13 protein-coding genes and 1 riboswitch are annotated in these 14810 nt (G+C 45.5%); of the genes, 5 read left to right on the forward strand and 8 right to left on the reverse strand.

Annotation, left to right across the window (positions count from 1 at the left end; translation table 11 throughout):
* The first annotated feature begins 149 nt into the window (after positions 1-149).
* Positions 150-476 (forward strand): hypothetical protein, encoded by a 327-nt coding sequence (locus ACXAGL_RS19290; RefSeq protein WP_474992229.1) that lies wholly within the window; start codon positions 150-152, stop codon positions 474-476.
* Positions 477-563: 87 nt separating this feature from the next.
* Here the strand turns inward: ACXAGL_RS19290 and ACXAGL_RS19295 are convergent, their stop codons facing one another.
* Both ACXAGL_RS19295 and ACXAGL_RS19300 read right to left on the reverse strand, forming a co-directional pair.
* Positions 564-1061 (reverse strand): hypothetical protein, encoded by a 498-nt coding sequence (locus ACXAGL_RS19295; protein ID WP_474992231.1) that lies wholly within the window; start codon positions 1059-1061, stop codon positions 564-566.
* A 267-nt stretch (positions 1062-1328) separates the two neighbouring features.
* Positions 1329-1727: a DJ-1/PfpI family protein gene (locus tag ACXAGL_RS19300; protein WP_474992232.1), complete on the reverse strand. Its 399-nt coding sequence runs from the start codon at positions 1725-1727 to the stop codon at positions 1329-1331.
* Positions 1728-2077: 350 nt separating this feature from the next.
* A riboswitch (SAM riboswitch) is annotated at positions 2078-2182 on the forward strand.
* A 172-nt stretch (positions 2183-2354) separates the two neighbouring features.
* Between ACXAGL_RS19300 and ACXAGL_RS19305 the strand changes: the two genes are divergently transcribed.
* Positions 2355-3404 (forward strand): homocysteine S-methyltransferase family protein, encoded by a 1050-nt coding sequence (locus ACXAGL_RS19305; RefSeq protein WP_474992233.1) that lies wholly within the window; start codon positions 2355-2357, stop codon positions 3402-3404.
* A 61-nt stretch (positions 3405-3465) separates the two neighbouring features.
* Here ACXAGL_RS19305 and ACXAGL_RS19310 read toward each other — a convergent pair whose 3' ends face one another.
* Positions 3466-5097: an amidohydrolase gene (locus ACXAGL_RS19310; protein WP_474992235.1), complete on the reverse strand. Its 1632-nt coding sequence runs from the start codon at positions 5095-5097 to the stop codon at positions 3466-3468.
* Positions 5098-5533: 436 nt separating this feature from the next.
* Here ACXAGL_RS19310 and ACXAGL_RS19315 point away from each other — a divergent pair, with 436 nt between their 5' ends.
* Positions 5534-6466 (forward strand): DMT family transporter, encoded by a 933-nt coding sequence (locus tag ACXAGL_RS19315; RefSeq protein ID WP_474992237.1) that lies wholly within the window; start codon positions 5534-5536, stop codon positions 6464-6466.
* Positions 6467-6568: 102 nt separating this feature from the next.
* Here the strand turns inward: ACXAGL_RS19315 and ACXAGL_RS19320 are convergent, their stop codons facing one another.
* Complete coding sequence (locus tag ACXAGL_RS19320) at positions 6569-7345, reverse strand: 3-hydroxybutyrate dehydrogenase (protein WP_474968868.1); 777 nt, start codon at positions 7343-7345, stop codon at positions 6569-6571.
* A gap of 263 nt (positions 7346-7608) precedes the next feature.
* Between ACXAGL_RS19320 and ACXAGL_RS19325 the strand changes: the two genes are divergently transcribed.
* Complete coding sequence (locus ACXAGL_RS19325) at positions 7609-8889, forward strand: GntP family permease (protein ID WP_474968869.1); 1281 nt, start codon at positions 7609-7611, stop codon at positions 8887-8889.
* Positions 8890-9017: 128 nt separating this feature from the next.
* Here the strand turns inward: ACXAGL_RS19325 and ACXAGL_RS19330 are convergent, their stop codons facing one another.
* From ACXAGL_RS19330 to ACXAGL_RS19345, 4 genes are all read right to left on the reverse strand, one after another.
* Positions 9018-9674, reverse strand: a complete 657-nt coding sequence (locus tag ACXAGL_RS19330; RefSeq protein WP_474968870.1) for a DUF429 domain-containing protein — start codon at positions 9672-9674, stop codon at positions 9018-9020.
* Between the two features lie 112 nt (positions 9675-9786).
* The gene (locus ACXAGL_RS19335) at positions 9787-10953 is read right to left on the reverse strand and encodes a glycerate kinase family protein (RefSeq protein ID WP_474992239.1); all 1167 of its coding nucleotides are present in this window, start codon (positions 10951-10953) and stop codon (positions 9787-9789) included.
* Between the two features lie 36 nt (positions 10954-10989).
* Entirely contained in the window at positions 10990-11679 is a 690-nt protein-coding gene (locus ACXAGL_RS19340) for a GntR family transcriptional regulator (protein ID WP_237417222.1), read from the reverse strand.
* Positions 11680-11819: 140 nt separating this feature from the next.
* Complete coding sequence (locus tag ACXAGL_RS19345; RefSeq protein WP_474992240.1) at positions 11820-12914, reverse strand: tartrate dehydrogenase; 1095 nt, start codon at positions 12912-12914, stop codon at positions 11820-11822.
* Between the two features lie 193 nt (positions 12915-13107).
* Between ACXAGL_RS19345 and ACXAGL_RS19350 the strand changes: the two genes are divergently transcribed.
* On the forward strand, positions 13108-14736 hold the full coding sequence (locus tag ACXAGL_RS19350) for an SLC13 family permease (RefSeq protein WP_474992242.1): 1629 nt from the start codon (positions 13108-13110) through the stop codon (positions 14734-14736).
* Positions 14737-14810 lie beyond the last annotated feature (74 nt).

Here is a 14810-nt window from a genome sequence, read left to right on the forward strand (position 1 = left end):
ATTCGGTCTGTCATAATTCCGGCTGCCTTAGTAAAAATAATAGAAAACCCATCTGCTTCTCTATCTTTTCAGAGACTGTGATATTCATCTATACCAAATTCATATCCTGTCATAGAATGTACTATCTTGATATTCAGGAGGTGTATGGTATGAATCATAAACCGTGTAAAAAGGATTGTCATCCTGATGTGGATGTAATCACCTGCAGCTGCTGTGTTACTGGACTAGCTAATGTCATCTCCAGCCGTTTCCGCTGCGGAGATACGATTGGCATCACTTTCTTCGTAGAAGAAGGAGCAGGCATTTTTGTCGGCAGGTATCGAGGACTGGAAGACTATGTTCTTGAAATTGATGATCTACTTGTACCTGGGACAACCAGTTTCATTCCTCTATGTGATGTAGGAAGTGTCGAAAAAGGCCTTCCGCTGCAGGAGGAACCTATGCAGATCAGCAAGGTCACCAGGGTGACAGAGTAAACGTATAGATCGATCCTCTCATTGAACAAAGAAAAGGGAGCACTTTTATCGTGCTCCCTTTTCTTCGTGATGTAATCTGAAATCCCTTCATTCATCCTGATGCATCAGGGGCTCCAGTTCAGCTAGTAAGCGAGTGGTTTCATCCAACAGCTCTTGATATTGCACAATGCCGGTGATCAATACGGCTGTGTAGATGCCTGTACCCAGTATAAATAAAACTCCCTTCCAAAAAGGATTCAGCCCCGTATCCTTCTCTTTTATGCTGTATTTCAATCTTATGAGCTTAGATAGAGGGAAATAGACCAATAGCAGGATATAAGAAAGGAAGGCCGCATACATTTGTCTTAATTGTTTTTCATTCACCCAGAGATACGTCAGTTCTTCCGGCTTTCCCTCCAGCGACTTCCAGCTTATAGCAGTTTGATGAACGGTGCTTCGTCTCCAATTATATTCTTCGACCCTCGTTGTCTGATCTCCCAACTCTTTGACGCCTATCCCAAAAGGAGCGGGAGTATCTCCGAATGATACGACATGATACACAATAAAGATAAGAATGATGAATAAAAAATGGAATGCTTTGTCCATGCTCTCCTCCTCTCCCACCTTGAGACATCACTTCCATTGAATCTATTTCTCCTAGGTTTCCATCAATATGTAAAAGTACCGGAGATCGCCTGTGCTGAAGTACGTATCCCATGCTTTCAGGGTTCTTTCCGAAAAAACGTTCAAGTGCTTAAGTATTAGTTTCGCGAATAAAAGGGCTCCTGCAGAGCTGGCTGTTATAAGGTTCTGATCCGCTACGGCCTTTATGTCCTTGTAATACGCCTCCCCATCATAGTTCGGACGGACCATTTAAAGATATTCAAGACTGTTGCTGGTATGGAAACGATTGTTCAACAAACCGGCTTCAGCAAGCATCGGTGTGGCCCCACAAATGGCAGCAACCGTCGCCCCACAGTCCAGAAGCTTCGCTGCTTTATGTATGATGGGTTGATGGATACATCGGTTCCACGTATCTGCTCCGGGCAGCAGCAAAACGGTCGAAGGAGAAAGGAGGATCTCATCCGTGGTTATATCAGGTGTAATCCTCATCCCTCCTTTTGTCGTAATTGTTTCTTTTCCTGCCCCTGCCACCTGAAGTGAAACATCTTCCCGTCTTCTTTTAAAGTACTGCCCCGAGTTCAACTCAGCGGTTACATAGCCAAGTTCCCAGTCTGCCAAGGTATCTAAAGCATAGACATAAACGTTCATTCTACCAACCTCCATTTTTTACGCACTTCCCACCACAATCCCTAAGACAGAAAAACCATTCCTGTTAAGACAGAACACATCGCCTGCTCCCCCATACAAAACCTTCTATAAGGGACTACGAAATGCCTTGTATAAAGTTTCATAATGAAGAGAACCCCTCCACCTATAAGTCTACGTTCATTTTCCCATTATCGTCGAAACGGCGCTGCCTTCTTAACTTCCGCTTTTAAATACCGGTGTATTTTTTCCGAAAATTCTATTGATTCTCACTATATTTTCCTGTAATGTATAACGCAAGCGAAAGGATACACGTTGATCAAACGGATCAGCTGCTTTAAAAATTACATACGAACTTATCCAGAGAGGTGTAGGGACTGGCCCTTTGATACCTCAGCAACCAGCCATTGGCACGGTGCTAAATCCAGAAGGCAGTTATACTGCCTTGAAGATAAGGAGTCTTAGATAAATGGAAGGCCCCTTATCAAAGGAGGTCTTTTTTTAATGGAAATATACACCACTTCTTCTGTTAAAAAGAGCTCCATCAGAATCTGTGAGTCAGCATATTCCTTTAGAAGGATGAGCTTTCTAATATATTTATTCAATACCAAATGGAAAGGTTGTTGTGAAATGAAACGATCATTAGAGCAGAGGTTACAGGATGGACCCGTCATTTGTGGAGAAGGTTACTTGTTTGAATTGGAGCGCCGCGGCTATTTACAAGCTGGATCCTTCGTACCGGAAGTAGCGCTGGATAACCCGGAGGCACTCAAACAGACTTATCGAGACTATATGCTTGCGGGCTCCGACGTTGTGTTAGCATTCACGTATAACGGTCACCGCGAAAAAATGAGAATTATTGGAAAAGAAGAATTACTGGAACCGCTCAACCGTCAGGCAATTCGTCTGGCTAAAGAGGTGGCTCAAGAGCATCCAGAGGAAGAAGCTCTTGTGGCTGGGAACGTTTCCAATACCAACCTGTTCAATCCGGATAATCCTGAAGCTGTTGAGAAAACAAGGAGCATGTTTGCAGAGATGATCGGCTGGTGTAAAGAGGAAGGTGTAGATTTCGTGAATGGTGAAACCTTCTACTACTATGAAGAAGCTCTGATTGCTCTTGAAGAAATTCAAAAGCAGGACCTCCCTGCTGTCATCACATTCGGTCTGATGGGGGAGAACGTCTTGCGAGATGGCTATGAAGTCGAAGAGGCCTGCCGCTTATTAGAAGAAAAAGGGGCGCTCGTTGTAGGAATGAACTGTTTCCGCGGTCCGGCAACGATGCAGCCGTACGTTGAGAAAATCCGTAAAACCGTGGACGGTTATGTTGGGGCCCTTCCAATCCCTTACCGGACAACGGAGGAGCATCCTACTTTCTTCAACCTGCCGGACGGTGGCTGTGCCTGCACGCTTCCAACGGAAACAACGTTCCCAACATCTCTCGACCCGCTCTATACGAACCGTTATGAATTGGCAGAATGGGCTAAGGAAGCTCACGGTATCGGTGTGAACTACCTGGGACTCTGCTGTGGAGCGTCTCCGGCTATGCTTCGTGAAGTAGTCGAAACTGTCGGACGCACAGCTGTAAACTCCACGTATTCACCAGATATGAAGAAACACTTCCTATTCGGCAGTGATGACACGCTGCAGGATCATATAACATCGTATAAAACAAAAGCCTAAGCAAAAAAAACCGCCTGTCCTACTTGGACAGGCGGCTTTATTAAAACGAAAACGGCAAGGCTCACAATGCATTTGGATTCCCCTGGTTTTCTTCCCTTTTGTATAAGGTGCGTCCTTCCTTAATTGTTTCTTCAATCTGTATTTCTTTGATCTGCATGGGGTCTACTTGGAAGGGGCTCTGATCAAGAATGACCAAATCAGCTAGCTTCCCTGCATGAAGGCTTCCTTTTGTCTCTTCTTCTCCATATTGATAGGCGGCATGAATCGTAACGGCTTGAAGAGCTTCATACACGGTCGTACGCTGTTCTGCTCCAATCGTTACTCCTGTTCTCGTTTTTCTATTCACAGCACTCCAGATCGTTTGAAGCATATTCGGCTTGATAACAGGAGCGTCCTGATGGAAATTGACAGGAAGACCTTTTTTTATGGCTGATTTAGCCGGACTGATCCGGTTTCCCCGCTCTTCACCGAGGTTTTTCAAGTGGACATCTCCCCAGTAATACGTATGATCAACAAACATAGAAGGGATCATTCCAATCTTCTTCATTTCATCCAGCTGATCATCACGGACGGTCTGGCAGTGAATCATGACCGGTCTGAGCACATCTTTCTCCGGATCTTCCGTTTCTTCTACAGAAGCTTTATAGCTTCTCAGCAGCTGATCGGCTGCTGCATCTCCATTGCAGTGAGTTAACAATTGAACATTGTCTTGAACCGCCTGTTTTGTAAACTGCTTCACATGCTCATCGCTGTACCAGGCACTGCCTCTATACGTTTCCTCTCCTTCATAAGGTTCCGTAAGCCAGGCTGTTTTCCCCTGCGGAGAGCCATCTAAGAACATTTTGTATCCACCAAGCTTCAAGCGTTTATGGTATTGCTTCGCATAAAGAGGGTTGGATGCAAAGATCTCATTCGGATTGGTGTCCATAAGAGGGTAGGATACGACATCAATAAGCAGTCGGTCCTCTTCAGCTAAGGATTTACACAACTCGACGAACTGCTGAGAGGCGGCTCCATCCTGCACAGTTGTTATCCCATTCTGTATATAAACGTTCTGTCCTTCTTCCACCATCTTCAAAGCATCCATTTCCATCCCTTGTTGCAGATACGGTTGAATTAATGAAAGACTTGTTTCCTCAAAATATCCGTTTGGTTCCATACTTTCTGCCATCCGGCCAATGGTTCCACCTTCGACTTCCTCCGTTTCGGAATCAACGCCTGCCATTTGCAGAAGAGCGTCGTTAGCACAACCCATGTGAGCGGAAGCGTGAAAAACAAAGAGAGGTCGATCTGTGATCTCGTTCAGGATATCCTTGGCAGGGTGGTGTCCCTCATCCAATATCGTGTGATCATAGCCAAACCCAATAATCACTCCGTCTTGTTCGTCTTCCTGCTGCTCTATGTATTGACGAAGCGTGCGCTTGACGTCTTCAAAGTTTTCGCAGCCGCTCAGATCTGCCATCCGGGAAACCGGACCTACAAAAGAGATGTGCCCGTGGGGGTCAATAAACGAAGGCATTAACGTTTTCCCTTTCAAGTCCACTTTTTCCACCTCTGATGGATGTGCTTCCTTCTCGATTTCCTGAAGCGCGCCCTTACGTTTAATCCATCCATCTTCGATTAATATCGATTCGACAAGCGTATTTTCCTCTTCCATAGTAAGAATATTTCCTCCGTAGTAAATCGTCTGCATGGTCATGTCTCCTCTTGTAATCGTCTGGGTCATGGGGGAAAGGTTCTATTAGTTTGATGTCCACTTTTCCCCTTAAGTAATGAAGAGGATAGTATAACATGAGGAAAAAATGACCAAAAAGAGACTTTACACCGGGTTCCTTGCTCCTACTCTTTTGTGTCACCCTATTCATCCATCATGCACACATTTCTCCTTCCAAACCTCCCCTGTATGTTCATAATTCGTCTACTCTGCTCCGTTCTTCTTTTTAAACACCCGGGTCCTTTATACAGAAAAACGGCTGATCCAGTTACGGGTCAGCCGGTGCAGGTCTCGGCAATCATTACATCATCGTCCATGCAGACGCCGTTTTTTTAGAAAAGAAAGAACAGAATCTATCCAATCCTTGCAGATTCTGATAGCATTCCATATATCAAATCGGATGGAGGAAGTCACAATGAGTCAAAAGTCTGCTCTTTTTTCAATCGGTACAGGTGCCGCTTTATGGGGGATCATCGGTTTTTACGTCACTTACTTGTACAATATCGGATTCACCCCTGGACAAGTCGTGTCGCTGAGGGTTTTATCAGCCAGCCTGCTTCTGGGGGTTTACCTATTATCAAAAGACCGCCGTTTCTTTAAAATAAAAGCAGGTGACAGCCGATACTTTATCGGGACGGGGATCATCAGTATCGTCCTCTTTAACTGGTGCTTGTTCAGTGCGATTGAGGAAACGTCTATTTCTGTAGCATCCATCCTTCTCTACACAGCTCCGGCGTTTGTCACAATGCTTTCACGGCTGATTTTCAAAGAATCATTGACGTTGCGGAAAGTCTCTGCTCTTTTGATTACCTTTCTTGGCTGCTCACTTGTCGTCGGCATCGTTCCACATTCGGAACAATCCATTTCCATGTATGGACTGATTCTTGGACTTGGATCAGGATTCTTTTATGCGTTATACAGCATTTTCGGGAAGTTTGCCCTTGTGCACTATGATTCACTGACGGTTACCTTTTATACGTTTGTATTCGCATCGCTCGCTATCGTACCATTCAGCGGCCTTTGGAATGAGGCTTCTTTATTTTCAACCGTATCCACATGGCTCTATGTACTGGGACTGGGGCTCTTATCTACGATGCTTCCGTTTATTCTATACACGAAAGGTTTGAGTTTCGTAGAATCGAGCAAGGCCTCCATTATCGCTACCATTGAACCAGTGGTCGCCACACTCATGGGTTTTCTCGTCTTTCAGGAGCAGTTGACCTTTTGGCAGTACGCAGGGGTCGGCCTCGTCATTACGGCTGTCATCGTCGTACAGGAATCAAAGAAAAACAGCAGCGCCACCCACCGGGAAACGGGAAGATCAGCCGTAAACCAGCTTCGGGGCTGATGGACCCTTCATTTCACACCCGTCTATTTCTACATAAAAAGGAACCGTTCATTTTATTCAATGAACGGTTCCTTTTATATGTTATCAATCATTTTCGTTTACTTACTGAGCTGTATATCCACCATCAATAAGGACGGTTTGGCCTGTTACACTTTTCGCTTTGTCACTGGCAAGGAACATAGAGTAGTCTGCAATTTCTTCTACTTGAAGCAGGCGTTTTTGAGGAACTAGTGGATAAATAACTTCCTCCAACACCTTTTCCAGTTCCACGCCGCGGGATTTGGCAAGATCCTTCAATTGACCACGTACAAGTGGTGTATCTACATACCCAGGGGCTACAGCGTTAACTGTGATGCCATGTTCTGCACCTTCAAGGGCACTCACTTTCGTCAAGCCGATGACTCCGTGCTTGGCACTGTTGTATGCGGCTTTACCAGAGAAGCCGATGACACCGTTAATGGAAGCCATGTTCAGGATACGTCCCTGCCCCTGCTCCTTCATGATCGGGAAGACCGCTTTCGTTGCGATGAATGGTGCTGTCAGCATGATGTCCTGCATCAACTTGAATTTTTCTGTTGGGAATTCTTCAAGAGGAGATACGTGCTGAAGCCCTGCGTTATTGATAAGTACGTCAATGCGGCCATAGGTTTCAACCGTCTGGTTAATAGCGGCATTGATTTCATCTTCGCTCGTAACATCCGCTTTTACCCCCATAGCCGTTAAGTTCTGCTCGGTCAGCGACTTTGCGGCTTCTTGTACACCGTCTTCATTAATATCAGACAAGACGACTTTTGCACCATTTTCTGCAAAGACTTTTCCGATTTGGTACCCGATTCCCTGGGCTGCTCCTGTAATAAATACAACTTTGTTTTCAACCATGTCTATCAACCTCTCTCATGTATGTTCTTGATGAGCTGCTGCTTTTAACTCGTATTCGATTGTACCCAAAAACAATTTCCATTTCATGCATTACGAATTATGCGGAATATTCGTTTTTCCCCGAAAAATGCATGAATTCTCTATCTTTCTATTTCTATTGATTACTGTAAAGCGTGAGAGTAAGATATTTCTTGTTGCAAAATATTGTCGAGTTTTGTCAAACGCAATTTTACTTATAATAATTACCAAAAGGAGGTAATACCATGTTTGCTATTATCATAGGACTTGTCTCTTTAATGATCATGGCTTACTTAGGCTGGTCCATTCTATGGATTGCCCCAATTGCTGCTTCGATCGTAGCGATTCTATCAGGCATGAATATTCTGGATGCATTCACATCTGACTTCATGAGTGGGTTTGCTTCATTTGCGAGAGACTTCTTCCCAATCTTCCTGTTTGGGGCGGTCTTCGGAAAACTGATGGAAGTAACAGGGAGTGCCCGGAAAGTAGCCAGCTTTTTATCCAGAATTGTCGGAAAAGAGCGGGCGATTTTAGGGGTCCTTTTAGGTGCTGCCATCCTAACTTATGGCGGTGTGAGTCTATTTGTTGTCGTCTTTGTTATGTATCCTCTGGCTATTAACTTGTTCAGAGAAGCCGATATCAGTCGGAAAGTAATTCCAGGAACAATTGTGCTTGGTGCGTTCACCTTTACAATGACTGCTCTACCCGGTACAGCTCAGGTCCAGAACTATATTCCTACCGAATACTTTGATACAACGATGATGGCCGCGCCGATCATCGGTATTGTCACCGGATTGATTATGGCTGTCGGCGGATACTTTTATCTTTCCTACCGGGCGAATAAACTGACGAAAGCCGGAGAAGGCTTTACAGAGCCGCAGAATAAGGTTGGAACCGAGAGTTCCGGGAACGATCCCAGCGTCTTTTTATCCTTCCTGCCGCTTCTCTGTGTAGTCCTTTTGATTAACATCTTCAACGTAGAAATGCTGATTGCTTTATTCATCGGAATTATTCTAACGATTATCTTGAATTGGAAAGCATTCCACGAGTTCATCACAGCATTGAATGATGGAGCCAAAGGCGCTGTAACTGCCGTTGTGAATACAGGTGCAGCCGTTGGATTTGGAGCAGTCGTTCAGGCTTCCCCTGCTTTCCCAGCGATTAAAGAAGCGTTATTGAACATCAAAGGCGGCCTTGTCATTTCAGATGCGTTAGCTACTCAGGTGCTGGCGATGATCACCGGATCCGCATCAGGGGGAATGAACATTACCTTGAATGCTCTCGGATCTGACTATTACCAGCAGGCGATGGAGATGGGAATGAACCCGGAAATCCTTCACCGGATTACAGCCATTGCATCCGGAGCTTCGATTCTTCCGCATAACGGTGCCCTATTGACTGTATTTGCGATTACAGGCTTAACCCACAAAGATTCCTATAAAGATATCTTCATCGTTGCTCTGCTCATTCCGTTTGTGGCAACAGTAGTAGGAATTTTGATGTCCTATATTGGAATTGTATAAAACAGACCGAGGAGACTATATCCTTTGCCTGTGAAAGAATTCCTGAAAAATAAGCAGGATCCGTCGTATATTGTTTCGGCGGATCCTGCTTATTTTTATCCATACCGTTTTTTCCAAGCGGGCGGATTTTAACAGCAGAAGTCATAAGGGTGCAGTGGCGGTTCGGCTTGATAGCTCCAGGGAGATACCAATTTTGAGTCATTCCATCCCCATGCGGCAAGAGCAGATCCGCAGGCATCCAGCGTATGGACATGTTCGAGTGATTCTTCCGGAATATCGAGCATATTCATGTGATCCCTCAACCAATCCAGCACTTCTTTTCGGATAGAGCGGTCTTTTTTGTACGAAAGAAAATGGTCTGCGTCATCCACCCGTGTCAGAACAGCTGCACCGGGATGGACTTCAACGACTTGAATATCATACGGCGTATCCAAATGGGAAAGCTCTCTTGATAACCGAATCCCCCTCAGAGTCAGGTACACCATTCGTGTCATAGTCGGAGTCATAATGGAGGAGGATCGTCCTCCTTCTCCCATAAGGAACTGCCGTAAAGAACGGTCTCTCATGCGATCGCCCCCACCATCCTGATAAGACAGTGGCGCATCGATTCCGACCACAACCTTCCCCTCTGATGCCAGCCTGCTCAGTGTATCTATAATGTCCCCGTCACTGGCCGGAGTGACTTTTTCTTTGAAAATCAGTGCATCTTTCCTGTCCTCAAAAATCATCACGACCGTATCGGCATGATTGCTCGGACCTGATAAGTCAATGCCTGCGTAATACACAGTAAATCCTCCTTTTCCTTAGTTCTGTTATACCTTCCAAACCCTTCGCAAAAACAGGAAGCGCATACAAAAGATCTCTTCCTTTTGGCTCAGGAAGAGATCTTCAAGGGGATCAGACGCTTGATATTGCAGAAGCGGTATTATCTTTATAGACCGTTTTGTAAACATTCATGATGTTTTTTGCGGTTTCCTCAACAAGAGGACCAGCATGTTCACTTAAATAATCGAGAGTGGAGGGCGCGTGGGCAATACTGAAAAAGGCTTGAATGCCTTTTTCTTCAAGAAGCGCATAACCATCGCTCAAACTCCCAGCTATACAAAAGACAGGAACGTTAAACTGTTTTGCTCTCATTCCTACGCCCATAGGAGCCTTGCCGAATAACGTCTGGCGATCTGTTTTCCCTTCCCCGGTAAGTACGAAATCCGCACCTTCCAGTTCAGCGTTGAAATCAATACTATCCAGAACGATTTCAATGCCCGGCTTTAATTCAGCGTTTAAGAACGCCATCAAACCAGCTCCCAGGCCTCCGGCTGCCCCAGCCCCTTTTTCATGCCTGATATCCTTATTGAGATATTTGTGAATCTGCATTCCATAATGATGTAACGCCTGGTCCAGTACTTCTACCATCTCCGGCGTGGCTCCCTTTTGAGGGCCGAAAACAGCTGAAGCCCCTTCAGGTCCACACAGTGGATTTTCAACATCACAGGCGGTTATGAACAGAGTAGAAAAAATCCTTTTGTCCAATTGATCCGTCCTGATTTCATGGAGATCCAAAAGTGCTTTCCCTCCATTAGGCAGCAGGCGCCCTTCCCTATCCAGCAGCTCTGCTCCAAGTGCGGCAGCCATACCCGCGCCGCCGTCATTAGTGGCACTGCCGCCTATGCCGAGGATTACTTTCTTTGCTCCGTAATCCAGCGCTTTTTTAATCAGTTCACCCGTGCCGTATGTCGTTGTTTCATAGGGATTCAAATCTTCTTCGGCAAGGAGTGTAATACCGGAAGCTGCGGCCATTTCTATGACAGCCGTCTCCCCGTCTCCCAGAATGCCCCAAGCCGCTTGTACTTTTCCACCAAGGGGGCCGGTCACTTCGTTAGTTTGAAGCTTTCCACCCGTGCTCTTCACAAGGGACTCAACCGTACCCTCTCCTCCATCTGCAAGCGGAAATGAACGGACCTCACAGGAAGGAAACACCTGTTTAATGCCTTCTTCCATACTCCGGGCAACTTCAACAGCAGATAAACTGCCTTTATAAGAGTCAGGGGCTACTATACATTTCATAGACGTATCCTCTCCAAATGTCCTCCCGTACTTCGTTTACATAGAGTCTTGATCTTCTTCAAGCACCTCAAGGATTTCATTCCTTGCTCTTTTCCGGTGCGACTGCATCGAGGCCTGAGCCGCTTCTGCGTTACCCGCCTTCATACACGCAGCTATGGCCCTGTGCTCTACAATCGACTGCAACGGGAGCGGACGTTTATTTATCGTAAGCAGGCGGGCGCGGTACAATTGATCGGCATGAACATCAATCACATTAGCCAGTCGTTGATTCCCTGCATGTTCTATAATTGTAAAGTGAAACAAGTTATCCAGCCTTGCCCATTCATCAAGATCATTGTGTGACAACGCCTGTTCCTGCTGGGAAATAAGTTCTTCCAGATGGTCCAGATCATCACCGTCCATGACTGATACAGCAAGGCCGGCGGCTAATCCTTCCAACATTTCCACCACTTCATAGATTTCTTTCAAATCTTTAGCAGATATCGGTTCAACTTCAAACCCTTTTCTAGGGATCAGGTGGACGACTCCTTCGGTCTGCAGACGGATTAATGCTTCCCTAACAGGAGTGCGGCTCATATCTAAAACTTCTGCAATCTCCCGTTCCAGGATGGTCGGGCCCGGCAGAAGCTTCAGGTTTCTGATTGCCAGTCGTAAAATCTGATACGCTCTGGCCGGCAGTTTTCGTTCGGACACATGATGGATGATCGGCGCCAACCGTTCCTTCATTTCCTCTACTCTTGTATGCGGTTCTGTACTCACTGATGATTGTTCTCTCATAAATTCACCACTCTGACTTTTGTCTTCCTTCCATTATAACAAGAAGAGAGTAAAAAGAGAGCGCACTCCCTTTTTACCCTGTATGGAATTTAGACATTTGCGTATTTGGATGAAATGTGTGAGATAATCGCGTCTGTGACTTCTCTTGTCGAGCTGGTTCCCCCAATGTCTGCTGTTAAGATACCATCTTTCGTTGTAGCACGGATGGCCTCATTAATTAAGTCTGCTTCCTGCTTCAGTCCAAGGTGTTCCAGCATGAGGGCAGCACTGCCGATGGTTCCGATCGGGTTGGCGATTCCCTGTCCTGCAATATCAGGGGCAGAGCCGTGGACAGATTCAAACATACTTGGGAAACGGCCGTCCAGATGAATATTTGCACTCGGGGCGATTCCAAGACTTCCAGCAAGAGCACTGCCGAGATCGGATAAAATATCCGCATGAAGGTTGGAAGCCACCACTACTTCAAGCTCTTCCGGATGAAGTACGAAGCGTGCAGCCATCGCATCCACGAGCCATTGATCGGTTTCGACTTCAGGATAGTCCCGGCTTACGCGCTTGAAAACTTCATCCCACAATACCATGCCGTACTGCTGGGCATTACTTTTTGTGACACTGGTCACTTTTTTCCGGTCTCTCTTCATGGCCAGATCAAAGGCGTGGCGAATCACTCGTTCACAGCCTTCCTCTGTAAATACAGAAGACTGGACGGCCACTTCTTTTCCAGGTCCACGCCCGGCAAAATTACGACCGCCGATACCGGAGTATTCACCTTCTGTATTTTCCCTGACTAACACCCAGTTCAACTTTTCCTTTTCCGGATGATTCAATTTCCCTTCTACACCTGGCAGGAACTCAACCGGACGAATATTGGCCCACTGATCAAAACCTTGACAAATCGCCAGACGGAGTCCCCAGAGGCTTATATGATCGGGAACGGTCGGATATCCAACAGCTCCGAAGTAAATAGCATCATGATCTTTGATTCTTTCCAGTCCATCCTCATCCATCATCTTTCCATGTTCAAGGTAATATTCACATCCCCAAGGAAAGTAATCGCTTTCAAAAGTGAACTTATTAGAAGTCTTTGATAGATGATCGACGACACGAAGCCCTTCTTGAATGACTTCCTCTCCAATACCATCACCCGGAATTACAGCTAGTTTAAAATGTTGTTTGTTTTCCATCGATACATTCCTCCTGAAAGATTTTTTGTTTAACTATTCTAAATATTAATTAATGTATACGTTAATGTCAAATTAAATTTGATGTAAAAGATAAATATACCAATTTTTGAAAATAGTTTGACAATAATGTATACGTAAAGTATCATTCAGACATGAAAGCGTTATCAAAAAGGTGAAAGGAAGGGATAAACGGATGTACTTACATTCTGTCTGGGAGCAATTATGGAAATGGGATCGCAGCCTTCGAAAGGATATAAAGCATGTAACTTCTTTTGTATTTGCAAAATCTTCTTCGAATGCAGCTGTACAGGAAGAGATTGATCCATCAAAGGAACTCGTCGATGACAAACCTCCACGACCGGGGAATTATTCCACCCCTCAGAAAATCGGATTGTTTGTGGGACCCCTTTTATATGTGTTGATTACCTCACTGGTTCAGCCGGAAGGAATGAGCGCAGAAGCGGTCCAGATGCTTGGTCTGATCAGCTGGATTGCTACATGGTGGGTAACCGAAGCGCTGCCGATTCCGGTCACGTCCCTGCTTCCGCTGCTGCTTTTTCCGTTAACAGGAGTGATGGAGACCGGTGAAGTTTCCTCCTCTTATGGCGATCCTCTGATCTTTTTATTCGCTGGGAGTTTTATGATTGCTTTAACGATGGAAAAATGGAACCTTCATAAACGAATCGCTTTAGCTATCATTGCCTTTATAGGAAGCAGTCCGAATATGATTATACTTGGTTTCATGACAGCGACCGGTTTTTTATCGATGTGGATTTCCAATACAGCCAGTACAATGATGATGGTTCCAATCAGCCTGGCTGTTACGAAACACGTAGCCGAATCCTTGAAAAACAACACAGATGTAACTCCCGGAAACTTCCCTTTTGGTACCGCCATTATGCTCGGAACCGCGTATGCAGCAACCATCGGTGGATTCGGCACACTGATCGGTGCTCCGGCCAACACGATTTTGGCTGCAACGGTGAATAATTTATATGGCATTGACATTTCCTTTGCCCGATGGATGATGTTCGGTCTTCCCATGGTTGTTCTTCTTGTACCTCTCGTCTGGCTCTATCTTGTTAAAGTCGCCTATCCAATGAAAATCAAGAACATTCCAGGCGGAAGAAAAATTATAAAGAAGGAATTAAAAGAACTTGGAAAAATGAGTTACGAAGAGAAGATTGTACTGACTGTATTTTCCCTGACAGCGCTGGCTTGGATTACGCGGAGTCTTGTCCTTGAACGCTTTATTCCCGGTATTGATGACACGATTATCGCACTGCTTGGAGCAGTCCTGCTCTTCTTAATTCCTGCCAAAAATAAAGAAGGAAGCATTCTCGATTGGGATACAGTCCTGAAACTGCCCTGGGGAATCCTCTGGCTTTTCGGAGGAGGTCTCGCTCTTGCTGCGGGTATCGTCAGTTCCGGTCTGGATAAATGGATCGGCAGCCAGCTCGTCAATTACAGCAGCATCCCATTCTTCCTTATGATTGGTTTAATCATCGCCGTCATCACGATGTTAACCGAGTTCACATCAAACACAGCTACTTCTACAATGGTCTACCCTATTGTTGCTGCAGGCGCGGCTGCCTTAGGAACAGATCCTATTATTCTTATGGTAGCTGCTTGTATGGGTGCGACGTTTGCCTTTATGTTCCCTGTAGCGGCACCACCGAATGCGATTGTTTTCGCAACCGGTTACATCAAAATGAGCCGGATGGCTTCAACAGGAATCTGGCTGAACATCAGCTGCATCCTCTTCTCTATTGTTATCGTCTATTTCTACGTCCCTGTTATTTTTGGAGGTTTACTGAACTAACAACCTGACTCAGGGGGCTCTGCTTTGTGCAGGGCCTCTGTTTTATTCTTTTGGAAAGCGGATTACAAATCATG

Source organism: Halobacillus sp. ABA4_118, from assembly GCF_056160205.1.